Here is a 17056-nt window from a genome sequence, read left to right on the forward strand (position 1 = left end):
GATGGAAGCCAACGCCGGGTCATTTAAGCTGGCACGTCGTGAGTGCCGCCGATTCAGACGCCCCCGAGCAATTCCGCATTCGCCGGGATAAGCGCGCTCGGCTGTTGGCCGAGGGGCACGACCCCTACCCAGTGGCTATCGAACGCACCCACACACTGGCCCAGGTCCGGGCCGCACACCCCGATTTGCAGACGGACACCGCCACCGATGACGTCGTCGGGATCGCCGGCCGGGTCATATTCGCGCGCAATTCCGGGAAACTGTGCTTCGCGACGCTGCAAGACGGCGACGGGACCACCCTGCAGGTGATGATCAGCCTGGACAAAGTCGGTCAGGAATCGCTGGACGCCTGGAAGGCCGACGTCGACCTCGGCGACATCGTCTATGTGCACGGCACCGTGATCAGCTCACGGCGCGGCGAATTGTCCGTACTGGCCGACGCCTGGCAGATGACGTCCAAGTCGCTGCGACCGCTGCCCGTCGCGCATAAAGAGATGAGCGAAGAGTCGCGGGTGCGGCAGCGCTATGTCGATTTGATCGTCCGCCCGCAGGCGCGCACGGTGGCCAGGCAGCGAATTGCCGTTGTCCGCGCCGTACGCAACGCACTGGAACGGCGCGGGTTTCTCGAAGTCGAAACGCCTATCTTGCAGACGCTTGCCGGCGGCGCGGCCGCGCGGCCGTTCGTCACCCATTCCAATGCGCTTGACATCGATCTCTACCTGCGGATCGCGCCGGAACTGTTCCTCAAGCGATGCATCGTCGGTGGTTTCGACAAGGTTTTCGAACTAAATCGAGTGTTCCGAAACGAAGGTGCGGATTCGACGCATTCTCCAGAATTTGCGATGTTGGAGACCTACCAGACCTACGGAACGTATGACGATTCGGCGGTCGTCACGCGTGAGCTTATTCAAGAGGTAGCAGACGAGGCGATCGGGACCCGACAACTCACGTTGCCAGATGGGAGTGTCTACGACATAGACGGAGAATGGGCTTCGATACAAATGTATCCGTCGTTGTCCGGGGCGCTCGGTGAAGAGATCACACCCGGGACGACAGTTGAACACCTGCGTTCAATTGCCGATCGTCTCGACGTCGAGATACCCGTCGATCGTGGGTACGGGCACGGCAAGCTCGTCGAAGAACTGTGGGAGCATGTGGTCGGTAACACATTGACCGCGCCCACATTCGTCAAGGATTTCCCCGTCGAGACAACACCTTTGACACGTCAGCATCGCAGCATCCCGGGCGTGACCGAGAAGTGGGACCTCTACGTACGTGGCGTCGAACTGGCCACCGGGTACTCGGAATTGAATGATCCGGTCGTGCAGCGCGAGCGATTCGCCGAGCAAGCCCGCGCCGCTGCGGCAGGCGATGACGAGGCTATGGCGCTTGACGAAGACTTTTTGGCAGCCCTTGAGTATGGGATGCCGCCATGTACTGGAACCGGAATGGGTATCGACCGCTTGTTGATGTGTTTGACCGGGCTGTCAATTCGAGAGACAGTTTTGTTCCCGATTGTTCGGCCCCTCTCCTGAAAAGTTGAACTGTACGCTGCGCGCTCAGATTGAGTATGCTGCGTTCATATGGCAGATTGGTGACCGGGGAGTGGGTTCTATCTGCTCAAGCAACTGTTCAGGAAAGAAACGCGAGGGTAAGCCAATGGCGAAAAAAGTCACCGTCACCTTGGTCGATGATTTCGACGGTGCGGGTGCCGCCGACGAAACTGTCGAATTCGGGCTTGACGGGGTGACCTATGAGATTGATCTTTCGACTAAGAATGCCGCGAAACTCCGCGGTGATCTGAAGCAGTGGGTGGCAGCCGGCCGCCGTGTCGGTGGCCGCCGTCGTGGACGTACCGGCTCGGGACGGGGCCGTGGCGCCATTGACCGCGAGCAGAGCGCAGCGATCCGCGAATGGGCCCGGCGAAACGGCCACAACGTGTCGACGCGCGGCCGCATCCCGGCTGACGTCATCGACGCATTCCACGCCGCGACCTAACAAACTGCCAACCGGCGCTCGGGCTAAAGGGCCCGGGCGCCGGTTCTTTGTCGCTTTCGCTAGTGGCGAAATGATTGCCGGCGACTAGGCGAAACGATTTCGTGGTTCGCCTCGTTTGTTCAAATACGGCTCTAGGTATCGGGGATTCCCTACAGAGAGCCGAGCAGGGCCCGTCGGCAAGGCACCGGCGAGGTAGGAAGCCTGGCGGGCCGACCATTACAGTGGACACCAGGTACGCGATTCCGGCCCACTGGCCGGCCGAGGCTTGTACCGATGGTGAGGGAGAGCAGGTAACCCGATGTTTGAACGATTTACCGACCGTGCCCGCAGGGTCGTCGTCCTGGCGCAGGAAGAGGCCAGGATGCTCAACCACAACTACATCGGAACCGAGCACATCCTGCTGGGTTTGATTCACGAAGGCGAAGGCGTCGCGGCGAAGTCGCTGGAGTCGCTTGGGATCTCCCTCGAGGGTGTCCGCAGCCAGGTCGAGGAGATCATCGGCCAGGGCCAGCAGGCGCCGTCCGGGCACATCCCGTTCACCCCGCGCGCCAAGAAGGTTCTCGAGCTGAGCCTGCGCGAGGCGCTGCAGCTCGGCCACAACTACATCGGCACCGAGCACATCCTGCTGGGCCTGATCCGTGAAGGCGAGGGCGTCGCCGCCCAGGTGCTGGTGAAGCTCGGCGCCGAGCTGACCCGGGTGCGCCAGCAGGTGATTCAGCTGCTGAGCGGCTACCAGGGCAAGGAGGCCGCGGAAGCAGGCACCGGTGGTCGCGGCGGCGAATCGGGCAGCCCGTCCACCTCGCTGGTGCTCGACCAGTTCGGCCGCAACCTGACGGCCGCCGCGATGGAGGGCAAGCTGGACCCGGTCATCGGCCGCGAGAAGGAAATCGAGCGGGTGATGCAGGTGCTGTCCCGCCGGACCAAGAACAACCCGGTGCTGATCGGCGAGCCCGGCGTCGGAAAGACCGCCGTCGTCGAGGGTCTGGCGCAGGCCATCGTGCACGGCCAGGTCCCCGAGACGCTCAAGGACAAACAGCTCTACACGCTGGACCTGGGATCGCTGGTCGCCGGTTCGCGCTATCGCGGTGACTTCGAGGAACGCCTGAAGAAGGTGCTCAAGGAGATCAACACCCGCGGCGACATCATCCTGTTCATCGACGAGCTGCACACGCTGGTCGGGGCGGGTGCCGCCGAGGGTGCGATCGATGCGGCCAGCATCTTGAAGCCCAAGCTGGCCCGCGGCGAGTTGCAGACCATCGGTGCCACCACGCTCGACGAGTACCGCAAGTACATCGAGAAGGACGCCGCCCTGGAGCGCCGCTTCCAGCCGGTGCAGGTGGGCGAGCCGACGGTGGAGCACACCATCGAGATCCTCAAGGGCCTGCGCGACCGCTACGAGGCGCACCACCGGGTGTCGATCACCGACTCGGCGATGGTGGCCGCGGCAACCCTGGCCGACCGCTACATCAACGACCGGTTCCTGCCGGACAAGGCGATCGACCTGATCGACGAGGCGGGCGCGCGCATGCGAATCCGCCGGATGACCGCGCCGCCAGACCTGCGCGAGTTCGACGAGAAGATCGCCGAGGCGCGCCGGGAGAAGGAATCGGCGATCGACGCCCAGGACTTCGAGAAGGCCGCCAGCCTGCGTGACCGGGAGAAGCAACTGGTCGCCCAGCGGGCCGAGCGTGAAAAGCAGTGGCGTTCAGGCGATCTCGACGTCGTCGCCGAGGTCGATGACGAGCAGATCGCCGAGGTGCTCGGCAACTGGACCGGCATCCCGGTGTTCAAGCTCACCGAGGCCGAGACCACCCGGTTGCTGCGCATGGAGGACGAGCTGCACAAGCGGATCATCGGTCAGGTGGACGCCGTCAAGGCCGTCTCCAAGGCGATCCGCCGCACCCGCGCCGGGCTGAAAGACCCCAAGCGGCCGTCGGGTTCGTTCATCTTCGCCGGCCCGTCCGGTGTCGGTAAGACCGAGCTGTCCAAGGCGTTGGCCAACTTCCTGTTCGGCGACGACGACGCGCTCATCCAGATCGACATGGGCGAGTTCCACGACCGGTTCACCGCGTCGCGGCTCTTCGGTGCTCCCCCGGGATATGTCGGTTACGAGGAGGGCGGCCAGCTCACCGAGAAGGTGCGGCGCAAGCCATTCAGCGTGGTGCTGTTCGACGAGATCGAGAAGGCCCACCAGGAGATCTACAACAGCCTGTTGCAGGTCCTTGAGGACGGCCGGCTCACCGACGGCCAGGGCCGCACGGTCGACTTCAAGAACACCGTGCTGATCTTCACGTCGAACCTCGGTACGTCGGACATCTCCAAGCCGGTCGGCCTGGGCTTCACCCAGGGTGGCGGCGAGAACGACTACGAGCGGATGAAGCAGAAGGTCAACGACGAGCTGAAGAAGCACTTCCGCCCGGAGTTCCTCAACCGCATCGACGACATCATCGTCTTCCACCAGCTGACTCGTGACGAGATCATCCAGATGGTCGACCTGATGATCGGCCGCGTCGGCAACCAGCTCAAGACCAAGGACATGGCGATGGAGCTGACCGACAAGGCCAAGGCGTTGCTGGCCAAGCGCGGCTTCGACCCGGTGTTGGGGGCCCGCCCGCTGCGGCGCACCATCCAGCGCGAGATCGAGGACCAGCTGTCGGAGAAGATCCTGTTCGACGAGGTCGGGCCCGGCCAGTTGGTCACCGTCGACGTGGACAACTGGGACGGCGAGGGATCCGGCGAGGACGCGGTCTTCACGTTCATCGGAACCCGCAAGCCGCCGGCCGAGCCGGATCTGGCCAAGGCCGGGGCGCACAGCGCGCCAGACACACCGTAGCGATTTCAGGAAACGGGCGGTTAGTCTCTGACGGGACTACCGCCCGTTTTCGTTTGCTCGAGAGAAGGGCTTGCCTGTGCTGATCGTGACCACCAATGACCTTCCTGGCTGGGAGATCCAGCGAGTATGCGGTGAAGTGTTCGGCCTGACGGTCCGCTCGCGAAATGCGTTCTCCCAAATTGGCGCCGGATTCAAGTCCATGTTCGGCGGAGAACTGCAGGGCATGACCAAGAACCTCGCCGACAGCCGCAACGAGGCGATGGGCCGGCTGATCGCCGAGGCGCGCAATCGGGGTGGCAACGCGATCGTCGCGATGCGCTTCGACACCACCGAGATCGGCGACGTGTGGACCGAGATCTGCGCCTACGGCACGGCGGTGCAAGCTGTTCCGGTCACCGACGCCGCGAGGTACACGGCGAGCCAGCTCGGCTACGGCGGTCAGGCACCGCAGCAGTGAATCGAGCGCTTGTGCCGGCGGTCTAGACTGACCGTTGTTGTCGACGGGCGAAGGAATCTGGTGAAATTCCAGAACGGTCGCGCCACTGTCCAAAGTCAGACCCGAACCTCGTCACCAACACCCAAGGTGGGACGCGATATCCCCAGAAGGAGTCAACGGTGTCCAATAGTGTGTCCGGTTCCAGCGCAACTCGTACGCGTGCGGTAGATCTCTCGGCGGCGAGTGCCGCGCTGTGGCTGGCGGCGACCGCCTTCCTGGCGTTGCTCGCGATTTACTTCATCGGCGTCGACCAGGGCGCCGTATCGCTGTTCGGCAGCGACTCGCACGTGCACGAGTTCGTGCACGACGCGCGGCACCTACTCGGCTTCCCCTGCCACTGACCCGGCAGCGTGGAAAAGCGTCTGATCGCACGCGGGCTGCTCGCCGGCGCACTGGGCGCGGTCCTGGCATTCGCCTTCGCCCGGCTGTGCGCCGAACCGGTAATTGCCCGCGCGATCGCTTTTGAGGACGGCCGGACCGAGGCCGAGCAGGCGCAGGGTGTGCACGAGCACGGCGCCGAGCTGTTCACCCGAGGCGTGCAGTCGGGCGTCGGACTGGGCTTCGGTGTGCTGATTTTCGGCCTCGCCATGGGAGCGCTGTTCGCCGTGCTGTTTTGCGTGGTCTACGGCCGCGCGGGAAACATTGCGGCACGGCCACTTTCGGTCCTGCTTGCCGCGGCCGCATTCGTGTCGGTGTATCTGGTTCCGTTCGTGAAGTATCCGCCGAATCCGCCAGCCGTCGGACAGTCCGACACCATCGGGATGCGCACCGGCTGGTATCTGGTGATGGTGCTGGTATCGGTGGTGTTGGCGATCGCGGCGGTCCTGCTGGCCCGGCGGTTGTCGGAGCAGCTCGGTGCGTGGAACGGCCGACTGCTCGCGGCGGGGGTTTACCTGGCGACGATCGTCGTGGTGATGGTGTTGCTCCCGACGGTGGACGAGACACCACAGCCGCTGCGTGAGGCCTCGGGCGCGATCATCTATCCCGGGTTTCCCGCCGACGTCCTCTACGAATTCAGGGTGCTATCCCTGGCGACGCAGCTGGTGCTGTGGGTGACAATCGGCCTGGTCTTCGCGCCTCTGGCCGAGCGGCTGCTCGGGGACAGGGCCACGAGCGAACGGGCATCGAGTATCCCGGCGTGACCGAGGTCGTGCGGCTGACCCTGGTGTCGCACGCGATGACCGATGCGATGGCAGCCGGGCGTTTTCCCGCCGACGAACCGCTGAACGACACCGGCCTTCGGCACGTCGAAGCTGCCGCGGGGCTTGGGGCCGTCGCTGCCGATACCCGCCAACTCAGCGGTCCCGAACGCCGGGCGCGGCAAACCGCGCAGTTGTTGGGCTTGCACGTCACGACCGAGCCGCGGTTGGCCGACCTTGACTGCGGGCGTTGGCGCGGGCAGGCGCTGGACGACGTCGACCCGACCGATCTTCGGCGCTGGCTGGCCGAGCCGGCGTCGGCGCCGCACGGGGGGGAGTCGATTCTCGACCTCATCGATCGGGTATCCGTGTGGCTGGAGTCGTTGAGCGACAACACTTTACGCACGGTGGCAGTGACGCATCCGGCGGTGATTCGGGCCGCCGTCCTGCTCGCGCTGAAGGCCCCGGCCGAATCGTTCTGGCGTATCGACGTCACGCCGGCCAGCCGCACTACCCTGCATTTTCGCCAGAACCGTTGGACGCTGAGGATTTAAAGCGCTACTGCGGTGCGATCAACCCGAAGACCTGTTTGGCCAACTGCAGCATCCAGCCGGTCACCTTCGGCCCGTGGTCGCGGGGCCAGTTGAGCTGGAAGCTGACCACCCACGGCTGCTTCGTCTTGTCGACGGTATACCAGCTGAAGGTCAAATCCCCCGGCAGCCCACCGGCTTTCGCGGCGATGTACGGCCAGACATTCCGATCCAGCTGGATACCCGATACGGCTGACATGATCTGCTTGACGGGCGCGGCCTCGCCGACCGCGTCGGCCTGCAGCGCCGCGTGGACGCGGCAGATGTCTTGGGCGTTGCCGTACCATTCGGCGCCGTAGGCGGAGGCCGGCGTGTGCGCATGCATCGGATCAGGTTGGTAGGGAGCCGAATTCACCTGTTCCAGCAGTGCGGCGCGGCCCTGCGGGGACGCCTGCTGCCACTGTGTGCGCAGATCGGGCTGGCCCCAGCCGATGGAGAACATCTCGTACATGGTGGGGAAGGGTGTCATGCTGGCCGGATCGTGATGGCCAGCCGAGGCGAGCGCGGCGTCGATAGCCTGCGGGCCCATCCGTTCGATCAGCAAGTCGGTCGCCATGTTGTCACTGGTGGCGATCATCTTCTCCGCGGCGGTCCGCACCGAGACGTGTGCTCCCACAGGCAAAGCCAAGCCCGAAGAACCAACGGCCTTGCTCTTCTCGGTGACCGTCAACTGATCGTCCCAGGACACCGTGTGGTTGCGCACGGCGGTCGCCAGCGCGTGCAACACGTACAGCTTGAAAATCGATGCCAGTGGCAGAGATTCGCTGGTGTTGGTGCCCTGTACGGGGTCGCAGTGACCGTCGTCGACCTTGGCAACCTGGTAGGAGTAGCGGGCGCCGGTCTTGCTCAGCACCGCGTCGACGTCGTGCCATGAGTTGATGGTCGGGGGCAGGGTCTCGAGATCGAACCCGTCAACCTCCCCGAGGTCGTCGGTGTGAATCCGGATGTCTTGTCGCGCGCCGTAGGACGAGGTGAGGTGCAGCGTGGCCGCGCTGGCGGTGATGTCCACGCCGTCAAGGGTGAAGGGGCGATCCCACCACAGCCCTTCCATGGTGGTTTCCACCGAATCGACCTTGCTCGGCGCGGCCAGCGTGCGAACGCCGACCGGGCCGATGGGCCAGTCCGAGTTGAGCATGTCCATGGTCTGCTGCGCGCGCAGGCCCGGGGGAGTCCTGGTGTCGATCGGACGGGACGGGTTCGCCGCATTCGCTTGCGGGGATGGCGAGGGCGCGCAACCCGGTGTCAGGGTCGCGACGAGTGCGGTGACTGCGGTGACGGCAAGCACGCGCCGCCGCGCCGGGTGTCGCTTATGCAGTGGGCTTCTTCCCGGTGACATCCATGACGACCTCGAATTCCAGCAACGACGCGCCAGTCGCCACCGGGTTGGCGCGCTGGCCGGCATGGGCTTCGATGGCGGGCCCATTCGCCCACGCCTGGAATGCTTCATCGGACTCCCACTGTGTCACCACGAAGTAGCGGTTCTCACCCTTGACCGGGCGCAGCAGCTGAAAGCCGAGGAAGCCGGGCTGGTTGTCCACGGCGTGAGCGCGGTGGGCGAACCGCTTCTCCAGCTCAGGGCCAGCGTCGGCGGGTATTTCGATTGCATTGATCTTTACCACTGGCGGCATGCCCGTTAGGCTACCGCGCCCCCCTCGCCTGTCCCGCTCTAGGTCGTGGCACGCAAGATGGTGAGATGACCCGCGACCTGTTGACCTGCCGCGGCGGCCGAGGTGAGCCATTGGTGCTGGTGCACGGCTTGATGGGCCGGGGCACCACGTGGTCGCGGCAGCTCGGTTGGCTGACTCGGCTGGGCACCGTCTACACCTACGATGCGCCATGGCACCGGGGCCGCGACGTCGACGACCCGCATCCGATCAGCACCGAGCGGTTCGTCGCCGATCTGGGCGATGCCGTGAGCGCGTTGGGGGCGCCGGCCCGGCTCGTCGGGCATTCGATGGGCGGTCTGCATTCGTGGTGTCTTGCCGCTGCGCGTCCAGACCTGGTGTCGGCCTTGGTCATCGAAGACATGGCGCCGGATTTCCGCGGCCGCACCACCGGTCCATGGGAGCCGTGGTTGCATGCGCTTCCGGTTGAATTCGACTCCGCTGAACAGGTATTCGGTGAATTTGGTCCCGTTGCCGGCCGCTATTTTCTGGAGGCCTTCGACCGCACCGACAGCGGATGGCGGTTGCACGGGCACACGTCGCGATGGATCGAGATCGCGGCCGAGTGGGGCACCCGCGACTACTGGGCGCAGTGGCTGGCGGTGCGGGCGCCTGCCCTGCTCATCGAGGCCGGTAATTCGGTGACCCCGCCCGGTCAGATGCAAGAGATGAACAAAAATCATTCCGCCACAACATATTTGGCCGTCCCGGAAGCCGGGCACCTGGTTCATGACGAAGCGCCGGAGGTGTATCGCCGGGCGGTCGAGTCATTCCTCGCCGGCGAACGCGCCTGAGTATCGCCGGTCGGGCCGATGGTGGCCGCCCCGTCTGCAAAGTCTTGGCATCCCCCTAGGGCTGCGCGCGGGTGAGCGCTCGGCGACCCCGCGTCAGACGTGGCCCGCGAACGTCGTCGAATAATATGATAAATTCTTCAATTGTTCGAATATAGAAACTTTGTATTCTTCAGGAGATCAGTGCCGTGTCCAAGCCGCTGTACAAGGTCAAGGCCGAGTTGTTCAAGACGTTGGGACATCCGGCGCGGATCCGGATTCTGGAGCTTCTCGTGACGGGCGACAAATCGGTCGCTGAGTTGCTGCCCGAGGTCGGCGTGGAGTCTTCGAATCTGTCCCAGCAGCTGGGCATTCTGCGCCGGGCCGGGGTGGTCGACGCGCAACGGGACGGCAACACGATGATCTACTCGATCGCCTCCCCGGATATCGCCGAACTTATGATGGTGGCGCGCAAGGTTCTCACCGGGGTGCTTCGCGATCGCGTCGCGGTGTTGGAGGGCCTGCGAGCCGGCGGCGGGGAGTAGCGTCCATGGGCTGGATTTCCAAAGCGTTCCGGGTCGGTCGGATCGCGGAGCCCGCGGAACCCGCACCGCAATCGTTGATGAACCCCCCTGCGGGAGTGCGTGGTTCACTTCAGGTCCGGCACGTCGACGCCGGTTCGTGCAATGGGTGCGAGGTGGAGATCTCGGGCGCGTTCGGACCGGTGTACGACGCCGAGCGGTTCGGCGCGAGGCTGGTGGCGTCCCCGCGCCACGCGGACGCATTGCTGGTGACCGGCGTCGTGACACACAACATGGCCGGTCCGTTGCGCACCACGATCGACGCCACGCCGCGACCGCGGCTGGTGATCGCCTGTGGGGACTGCGCCCTGAACCGAGGAGTCTTCGCGGACGCCTACGGCGTGGTCGGCGCAGTGGACGAGGTGGTGCCCGTCGATGTGGAAATCCCGGGATGCCCGCCGACGCCGAGCGACATCGTTGCGGCTCTGCGATCGGTGACCGGCAAATGACAACCGGGCTGGCGACCACTGCGGTGGTCCAGCCAAATCTGCTGTATCGCAAGGATTTCAGCTCCGTCATTTCGGGTGGGCTGACGTCACTGGTCGGTGCGAGCGGGGTGTGGGCAGGCGCGCTGGGGATGTTTGGGTCGGTTCACGCACTCCAAATCGGGTGGTTACTTCCCCTGTCGGGGGTGCAACTCGCGCTCGATCCGCTCGGCGGGTTTTTTATGACGCTCACCGGGGCGGTCGCGGTCGCGGTCGGACTGTATGTGATCGGGTATGGGCGGCGCGGGCATCTGGGTCGGGTCCCACTGGCCTTGTTGCCGATGTTTGTCGCGGCGATGCTGCTGGTTACCGCCGCGGGGTCGGTGACCACGTTTTTGTTGACGTGGGAGCTCATGGCGGTCGCGTCGTTGGTGTTGGTGCTGGCCGGGCACACCCGCGCGCAGGTTCGCTCCGCCGCATTGGTGCACGCGGTGATGACCCAGTTGGGGTTCGTGGCGATCCTGGTCGGGCTGATGGTCTTGTCGGCAGCCGGCGGCGCAGACCGGTTCGCCGATTTACACCGGATACCGCAGGGTGCCTCCACTGCCGTCTTTCTGTTGACGCTGGCGGGGTTCGGGTCCAAGGCCGGGCTGGTTCCGCTGCACGCCTGGTTGCCGCGCGCCCACCCGGAGGCGCCCAGCCCGGTGTCGGCCCTGATGAGTGCGGCGATGGTCAACCTGGGTGTCTATGGCATCTGTCGTTTCGACCTGCAACTACTCGGGCCGGGTCCGCGCTGGTGGGGGCTCGCCCTGATGGTTGTCGGCGGCGTGTCGGCGCTCTACGGCGTTGTGGAGGCTTCGGTGGCTACGGATATCAAACGGCTGCTTGCCTATTCGACGACCGAAAACCTTGGCTTGATCACGCTGGCTTTGGGGGCTGCGACCTTGTTCGCGGCCTCCGGAGCGTCGGGGCCGGCGACGATCGCCGCGACCGCGGCCATGTTGCACCTGATCGCGCATGCGGCGTTCAAAAGCCTCGGATTCCTGGCGGCCGGGTCGGTGCTGGCCGCGACCGGGCTTCGGGACCTCGACCGGCTGGGCGGCCTGGCGCGCCGGATGCCGGCGACCACCACCCTGTTCGGGGTCGCCGCGCTCGGGGCGTGCGGGCTGCCCCTGGGCGCCGGTTTCGTCAGCGAGTGGCTGCTGGTCCAGTCCCTGATCCACACGGCCGCCGGGCATTCCACCGTCCTGGCTCTGACCACACCGCTGGCGGTCGGCGCGGTTGCGCTCACCACGGGCCTGGGGGTGGCTGCGATGGTCAAGGCATTCGGGATCGGATTCCTCGCGCGGCCGCGCAGCCAGGAAGCCGCCGAGGCCCGCGAGGCACCCGGCAGCATGCTGGCCGGTATGGGAATCGCGGCGGCCTTCTGTCTGGTGCTGGCGGTGGTGCCCTCGGTTTTCGCGCCCGCGCTGCGTCGGGCGGTCGCTGCGCTACCCGCAGCCCGGACGGTGGAGTCAACGGGTCTCGGCGCCGTGGTGCGACTGCCCGGCCTGCAGGGGTCGATCGCACCCGGGGTGATCGCCGCGGGCGTCGGTGTGGCCGCGCTGACCGCCGCTGCGCTCACCCGTTGGCGTCGCGGGCGGCGGCCGGCACCCGTGACATTGCCGCTATGGGCATGCGGCGCGGACGATCTCACCGCACGCATGCAGTACACCGCCACGTCGTTCGCCGAGCCGCTGCAACGGGTTTTCGGTGACGTCCTGCGTCCGGACACCGATATCGAGGTCACTCACACACCCGAATCGCGCTACCTGGCTGACAAGATCACCTACCGCAGCAGAATCGCCGATGCGATCGAGGAGCGCTGCTACACGCCGGTGATCCAGGCGGTGGCGGCTGCGGCGGGACTGATGCGGCGCGCCCACACCGGCAGCGTGCACCTGTATCTGGCTTACGGTGCGCTCGGTGTGTTGATCGTGCTGGTGGTAGCCCGATGAACGTCCTGTCCTACGTCGCGGGCGCGGCGCAGATCGCTACCGTGATGATCGGGGCGCCGCTGGTCGTCGGCCTTACCCGGCAGGTGCGCGCACGTTGGGAGGGCCGCGTCGGCGGCGGTGTCCTGCAACCATGGCGCGATATCATCAAACAGCTTGGGAAACAACAGATCACCCCGCTCGGCACGACGGTGGTGTTCGCGGCCGCGCCCGCCATCGTCGCCGGATCGACATTGCTGATCGCCGCGATCGCGCCGCTGGTCGCCACCGGATCGCCACTGGATTCCAGCGCGGACCTGTTCGCCGTGGTCGGCCTGCTGTTCGTGGGCACGGTCGCGCTCACGCTGGCCGGCATCGACACCGGCACCTCGTTCGGCGGCATGGGTGCCAGCCGCGAGATCACCATCGCCGCGCTGGTCGAACCCACAATTTTGCTCGCGGTCTTCGCGCTGTCCATGCCGGCGGGATCGGCCAATCTCGGTGCCCTGGTAGCGCATACCATCACCCATCCCGGGCAGGTCGTGTCGCTGGCCGCGGTGCTGGCATTCGCCGCGCTGGTGATCGTGATCGTCGCCGAGACCGGACGGCTGCCGGTGGACAATCCGGCTACCCATCTCGAGCTGACAATGGTGCATGAAGCGATGGTCCTCGAATACGCCGGTCCGCGCCTGGCACTGGTCGAGTGGGCGACCGGGATGCGACTGACCGTCCTCCTGGCACTGCTGGCAAATCTGTTTGCGCCGTGGGGCATTGCCGGCGGCCGGCCGAGCGCTCTTGAGATCGTCGTGGGCGTCGCAGCGGTGGTGGCCAAGGTCGCCGTGCTGGCGGGCGTGCTGGCAACCGTCGAGGTCTTCGTCGCCAAGCTGCGGCTGTTCCGGGTTCCCGAGCTGCTGGCCGGGTCATTTCTACTGGCGCTGCTCGCAGTCATCGCCGCCGACTTCTTCGCGGTGCCAGCATGACGTACAACACCTTCACGGTACTGGTGGACCTCGCCGCGGGCGGGCTGATCTTGTCGGCGGTGCTGATCGTATGGCGCCGCGACCTCGCGGCCATCGGTCGTCTGCTGGCGTGTCAGGGCGTGGCGCTGGCCGCCATCCCCCTGCTGCGCGGGGTGTACGACCGCGATGGCGCGCTCCTCGGTGTCGGTTTTGCCGTGTTGCTGTTGCGGGCTGCGGTATTGCCGCGGTTGCTGGCCCGCGCAGTCGGCGCCGAGCCGCAAACCAACCGGGAAGCCACCCCGCTGGTGAACACCGCCACATCGCTGCTGATCACCGCCGCCCTGACACTGGCCGCGTTCGCTGCCGTTCGGCCCTTGGTGAACCTGCAGCCGGCGGCCTCGACGAACGCCGTCCCGGCCGCGACCGCGGCGGTGCTCATCGCGCTGTTGGTGATGGTCACGCGGCGACACGCGGTGTCACAGGCCGCGGGATTTCTGATGTTGGACAACGGAATCGCCGCGACCGCGTTCCTCCTCACTGCCGGGGTGCCGCTGATCGTCGAACTCGGCGCCTCCCTGGACGTGCTGTTCGCGGTCATCGTGATCGGTGTTCTGACCGGCCGGCTGTCTCGCGCTTTCGGCGGCGCTTCCCTGGATGCGTTACAGGAGCTTCACGACTGATGACCGGTCTATTGCTCGCCGCGATCCTCGCTCCGATTGGTGCGTCGATCGCGACCCTGATCGGCGGGTGGCGCCGGGCGACCGCCACGCTGATCGTCCTCTCGGCGTTAACGGTGCTGGGATGTGGCGCGGCGCTGGGCTTTCAGCTCGGATCGGGGACCCGGTTCACGTTGGGCGGGCTGTTGCGCGTCGACGCGCTGTCCGTCACCATGCTGATCGTCATCGGAATCGTGGCCACCCTGGCCACCTGGGCCAGCCTCGGCTACCTCGATGCCGAACTCGCCCACGGTCACACCGACGCCCGCGGTGCCCGAGTGTATGGGGCGCTGACATCGGCGTTCCTTGCCGCGATGGTTGTTGCTTTGTGCGCCAACAACATCGGCGTCATCTGGGTCGCCATCGAAGCCACCACGGTGATCACCGCCTTCCTGGTCGGACACCGCCGCACCCGCACGGCACTCGAAGCGACCTGGAAATACGTCGTGATCTGCTCGGTCGGCATCGCGATGGCGTTTCTCGGCACCGTGCTGCTGTACTACGCCGCCGAGCGTGCCGGCGCGCCGGCCAACGCGGCCCTGAACATCGACGTGCTGATGGCACACGCGGGCGTGCTGGATCCCGGTACCGCTCGCCTGGCCGGCGGGCTGCTGCTGATCGGCTACGGCGCCAAGGCCGGGCTGTTTCCGTTCCACACCTGGTTGGCCGACGCGCACAGCCAGGCCCCGGCGCCCGTTTCGGCGCTGATGAGCGGGGTGCTGCTGTCGGTGGCGTTCTCGGTGCTGATTCGCATCAAGCCGATCATCGACGCCGCTACTGGGCCGACCTTCATGCGGTCGGGGTTGCTGGTGATCGGGCTGGCGACGCTGCTGATCGCGGCCCTGATGCTGACCGTGACGCCCGACATCAAACGCATGCTCGCCTACTCCTCGATGGAGAACATGGGCCTGATCGCGATCGCCGCCGCGGCCGGTACCACGCTGGCGATCGCCGCGCTGCTGCTGCACGTGCTCGCTCACGGGATCGGAAAGACGGTCCTGTTCTTGGCAAGCGGCCAGCTGCAGGCCGCGCACAACTCCACTGCGATCGCCGACATCACAGCCGTGCTGCGGCGGTCCCGCCTGATCGGAGTATCGCTCGCCGTCGGTGTGATCGTGCTGCTCGGGCTGCCGCCCTTCGCGATGTTCGCCAGCGAGTTGGCCATCGCCCGCTCGCTGGCCGACGCCCGGCTCAGCTGGGCCCTTGCCGCGGGCATGCTGCTGATCGTGGTTGCCTTCGCCGCACTGGCGCGCAACTCGGGCCGCATCCTGCTCGGCGACTCCAACGGCGCGCCGGCGATCGCCGTGCCGCGAGCGGTGGCGGGGGCCCTGATCCTCGGTATCGCGGCGTCGATCGCCATCGGTATCACCGCCGGCCCGCTCACCGACCTGTTCATCGCCGCCGCCGGCAACGTCGGGGCAGCGCCATGAGTCACAACTGGTTGCGCCACAGGCTATCTCAGGATGGACTGGCCGAGATGACTGAAGTGCTGCTAGGTGACGGGTTTCGTCTGGCTCTGGTGGCGGCCCACGACGACGGCGATACCTTGCGGGTCGTGTATCTGTTCCTTGCCGGCTGGCCTGATCGTCGTGTGGAAGTCGAATGCGTTGTGCCCAGCGATGATCCGGTGGTGCGCTCAATGGCGTATCTATCGTTTGCGGCCAGCAGATTCGAACGCGAAGTGGCGGACCTGTATGGGATTCGGCCCGTCGGGCATCCCAAACCGCGGCGGCTAGTGCGGCATGGCCATTGGCCCGAGGACTGGTATCCGATGCGCAACAACGCCGGGCCCGCGCCAGAATTCGAAGACCTTGGCCATTTCCCGTTCATCCCCGTCGAAGGACCAGGGGTATACGACATCCCGGTCGGTCCCGTGCATGCCGGGGTGATTGAACCCGGTCATTTCCGCTTCTCGGTCGCCGGCGAAACCGTGCTACGACTCAAGGCCCGACTGTGGTTCGTCCACCGGGGCCTGGAAAAGCTCTTCCAGGGCCGGCCGACTGAGGGCGCGGTCGACCTGGCGGAACGCGTGAGCGGCGATACCTCCGTTGCACACGCGCTCGCCCACAGCCTCGCCATCGAAGACGCGCTCGGGGTCGAACTCCCCGACGAGGTACACCGACTGCGGGCCCTGCTCGTCGAACTCGAACGTCTCTACAACCACGTCACCGATTTGGGCGCGCTCGCCAACGATGTCGGATTCGGGCTCGCCAACGCGCATGCGCAACGGATCCGAGAACAACTGTTGCGGGTCAACGCGGCGGTCACCGGACATCGACTGCTGCGCGGCGCCGTCCGTCCCGGCGCGGTCAGGCTGCAGGCACTGCCCGATGCTGCTGTGCTGCGGTCCGTTGCGGCCGATGTTGCCGAAATCGCCGAACTGACCCTGCGCAACACGGTCACCTATGACCGGTTCGCTGGGACCGCCGTCCTGCATCGAGAAGACGCCGACGCCCTCGGCTGCCTTGGCTATGTCGCGCGCGCCAGCGGCATGCGCACCGACGCCCGACTCGAACACCCCACCACCGCACTGCCCGTCACTGAGATCGGCGCCGACGCGGGTGACGTGCTGGCCCGCTACACGGTGCGGCGCGACGAATACGCGGTCTCCACCGCGTTGGCGTGCCACCTGATCGAATCACACTCCGGTCCAACAGAATATGCCCAATCCCTACCATCGCTTTATGGAGCGAGAAGCGGTATCGGGATCGTCGAAGGCTGGCGCGGCACCATAGTCCACCGCGTGGAAATTGACGCCGCCAATCGCATCACCCGCGCGAAGATTGTCGACCCGTCCTGGTTCAACTGGCCCGCGCTGCCCGTCGCGATGGCCGACACCATCGTCCCCGACTTCCCACTGGCCAACAAAAGCTTCAACCAGTCTTATGCCGGCAACGATCTCTGACACCCAA

General features: G+C 66.0%; 17 protein-coding genes. 15 read left to right on the forward strand and 2 right to left on the reverse strand.

Translation table 11 applies throughout. The features are described 5' to 3' along the window. The first annotated feature begins 38 nt into the window (after positions 1-38). The 7 genes from lysS to MNAB215_RS11185 all read left to right on the forward strand — a co-directional run bounded on the left by lysS (position 39) and on the right by MNAB215_RS11185 (position 7020). On the forward strand, positions 39-1535 hold the full coding sequence (gene lysS, locus MNAB215_RS11155; RefSeq protein WP_077078916.1) for a lysine--tRNA ligase: 1497 nt from the start codon (positions 39-41) through the stop codon (positions 1533-1535). A gap of 124 nt (positions 1536-1659) precedes the next feature. After that, positions 1660-1998, forward strand: coding sequence for a histone-like nucleoid-structuring protein Lsr2 (gene lsr2, locus MNAB215_RS11160; RefSeq protein WP_077078917.1), 339 nt, complete (start codon positions 1660-1662; stop codon positions 1996-1998). A gap of 298 nt (positions 1999-2296) precedes the next feature. After that, entirely contained in the window at positions 2297-4831 is a 2535-nt protein-coding gene (clpC1, locus tag MNAB215_RS11165; RefSeq protein ID WP_077078918.1) for an ATP-dependent protease ATP-binding subunit ClpC, read from the forward strand. A 76-nt stretch (positions 4832-4907) separates the two neighbouring features. After that, positions 4908-5288 (forward strand): YbjQ family protein, encoded by a 381-nt coding sequence (locus MNAB215_RS11170; RefSeq protein WP_077078919.1) that lies wholly within the window; start codon positions 4908-4910, stop codon positions 5286-5288. 170 nt (positions 5289-5458) lie between these two features. Next, on the forward strand, positions 5459-5668 hold the full coding sequence (locus tag MNAB215_RS11175; protein ID WP_077078920.1) for a CbtB domain-containing protein: 210 nt from the start codon (positions 5459-5461) through the stop codon (positions 5666-5668). 9 nt (positions 5669-5677) lie between these two features. Then, positions 5678-6469, forward strand: coding sequence for a CbtA family protein (locus MNAB215_RS11180; protein WP_077078921.1), 792 nt, complete (start codon positions 5678-5680; stop codon positions 6467-6469). Then, complete coding sequence (locus tag MNAB215_RS11185) at positions 6466-7020, forward strand: histidine phosphatase family protein (protein ID WP_077078922.1); 555 nt, start codon at positions 6466-6468, stop codon at positions 7018-7020. The genes MNAB215_RS11180 and MNAB215_RS11185 overlap by 4 nt, the downstream gene beginning before the upstream one ends. Before the next feature lie 4 nt (positions 7021-7024). Here MNAB215_RS11185 and MNAB215_RS11190 read toward each other — a convergent pair whose 3' ends face one another. Next, positions 7025-8392 carry a serine hydrolase gene (locus MNAB215_RS11190; protein WP_077078923.1) on the reverse strand — a complete coding sequence of 456 codons (1368 nt, stop codon included), beginning with the start codon at positions 8390-8392 and terminating at the stop codon, positions 7025-7027. Then, a complete protein-coding gene (mhuD, locus tag MNAB215_RS11195) occupies positions 8364-8684 on the reverse strand; it encodes a mycobilin-forming heme oxygenase MhuD (protein WP_077078924.1) in 321 nt (106 codons plus the stop codon). The genes MNAB215_RS11190 and mhuD overlap by 29 nt, the downstream gene beginning before the upstream one ends. Before the next feature lie 65 nt (positions 8685-8749). On the opposite strand from mhuD, the gene MNAB215_RS11200 reads away from it, so the two are divergent. The 8 genes from MNAB215_RS11200 to MNAB215_RS11235 all read left to right on the forward strand — a co-directional run bounded on the left by MNAB215_RS11200 (position 8750) and on the right by MNAB215_RS11235 (position 17049). Next, positions 8750-9514, forward strand: coding sequence for an alpha/beta fold hydrolase (locus tag MNAB215_RS11200; protein WP_077078925.1), 765 nt, complete (start codon positions 8750-8752; stop codon positions 9512-9514). A gap of 185 nt (positions 9515-9699) precedes the next feature. Further along, positions 9700-10035 (forward strand): ArsR/SmtB family transcription factor, encoded by a 336-nt coding sequence (locus MNAB215_RS11205; RefSeq protein WP_077078926.1) that lies wholly within the window; start codon positions 9700-9702, stop codon positions 10033-10035. A gap of 5 nt (positions 10036-10040) precedes the next feature. Next, positions 10041-10520 (forward strand): NADH-quinone oxidoreductase subunit B family protein, encoded by a 480-nt coding sequence (locus MNAB215_RS11210; protein WP_077078927.1) that lies wholly within the window; start codon positions 10041-10043, stop codon positions 10518-10520. Then, positions 10517-12493 (forward strand): proton-conducting transporter transmembrane domain-containing protein, encoded by a 1977-nt coding sequence (locus tag MNAB215_RS11215; protein ID WP_083746096.1) that lies wholly within the window; start codon positions 10517-10519, stop codon positions 12491-12493. Before MNAB215_RS11210 ends, MNAB215_RS11215 begins: the two co-directional genes overlap by 4 nt. 5 nt (positions 12494-12498) lie before the next feature. After that, positions 12499-13449, forward strand: a complete 951-nt coding sequence (locus MNAB215_RS11220; RefSeq protein ID WP_077081929.1) for a respiratory chain complex I subunit 1 family protein — start codon at positions 12499-12501, stop codon at positions 13447-13449. Then, a complete protein-coding gene (locus tag MNAB215_RS11225) occupies positions 13446-14108 on the forward strand; it encodes a hypothetical protein (RefSeq protein WP_077078928.1) in 663 nt (220 codons plus the stop codon). Before MNAB215_RS11220 ends, MNAB215_RS11225 begins: the two co-directional genes overlap by 4 nt. Then, on the forward strand, positions 14108-15574 hold the full coding sequence (locus MNAB215_RS11230) for a proton-conducting transporter transmembrane domain-containing protein (RefSeq protein WP_077078929.1): 1467 nt from the start codon (positions 14108-14110) through the stop codon (positions 15572-15574). The genes MNAB215_RS11225 and MNAB215_RS11230 overlap by 1 nt, the downstream gene beginning before the upstream one ends. After that, positions 15571-17049, forward strand: a complete 1479-nt coding sequence (locus tag MNAB215_RS11235) for a hydrogenase large subunit (protein WP_077078930.1) — start codon at positions 15571-15573, stop codon at positions 17047-17049. The genes MNAB215_RS11230 and MNAB215_RS11235 overlap by 4 nt, the downstream gene beginning before the upstream one ends. Positions 17050-17056: the final 7 nt, after the last annotated feature.

It is taken from the genome of Mycobacterium numidiamassiliense (assembly GCF_900157365.1).
In the GTDB taxonomy this organism is placed as follows: Bacteria; Actinomycetota; Actinomycetes; order Mycobacteriales; family Mycobacteriaceae; genus Mycobacterium; species Mycobacterium numidiamassiliense.

What these genes read in the sequence shown, in the direction of transcription:
- MNAB215_RS11200 (WP_077078925.1), top strand. Translation starts at nt 8,750, where the DNA reads ATGACCCGCGACCTGTTGACCTGCCGCGGCGGCCGAGGTGAGCCATTG.
- MNAB215_RS11225 (WP_077078928.1), top strand. Translation starts at nt 13,446, where the DNA reads ATGACGTACAACACCTTCACGGTACTGGTGGACCTCGCCGCGGGCGGG.
- clpC1 (WP_077078918.1), top strand. Translation starts at nt 2,297, where the DNA reads ATGTTTGAACGATTTACCGACCGTGCCCGCAGGGTCGTCGTCCTGGCG.
- lsr2 (WP_077078917.1), top strand. Translation starts at nt 1,660, where the DNA reads ATGGCGAAAAAAGTCACCGTCACCTTGGTCGATGATTTCGACGGTGCG.
- MNAB215_RS11210 (WP_077078927.1), top strand. Translation starts at nt 10,041, where the DNA reads ATGGGCTGGATTTCCAAAGCGTTCCGGGTCGGTCGGATCGCGGAGCCC.
- MNAB215_RS11235 (WP_077078930.1), top strand. Translation starts at nt 15,571, where the DNA reads ATGAGTCACAACTGGTTGCGCCACAGGCTATCTCAGGATGGACTGGCC.
- MNAB215_RS11190 (WP_077078923.1), bottom strand. Translation starts at nt 8,392, where the DNA reads ATGTCACCGGGAAGAAGCCCACTGCATAAGCGACACCCGGCGCGGCGG.
- MNAB215_RS11230 (WP_077078929.1), top strand. Translation starts at nt 14,108, where the DNA reads ATGACCGGTCTATTGCTCGCCGCGATCCTCGCTCCGATTGGTGCGTCG.
- mhuD (WP_077078924.1), bottom strand. Translation starts at nt 8,684, where the DNA reads ATGCCGCCAGTGGTAAAGATCAATGCAATCGAAATACCCGCCGACGCT.
- MNAB215_RS11215 (WP_083746096.1), top strand. Translation starts at nt 10,517, where the DNA reads ATGACAACCGGGCTGGCGACCACTGCGGTGGTCCAGCCAAATCTGCTG.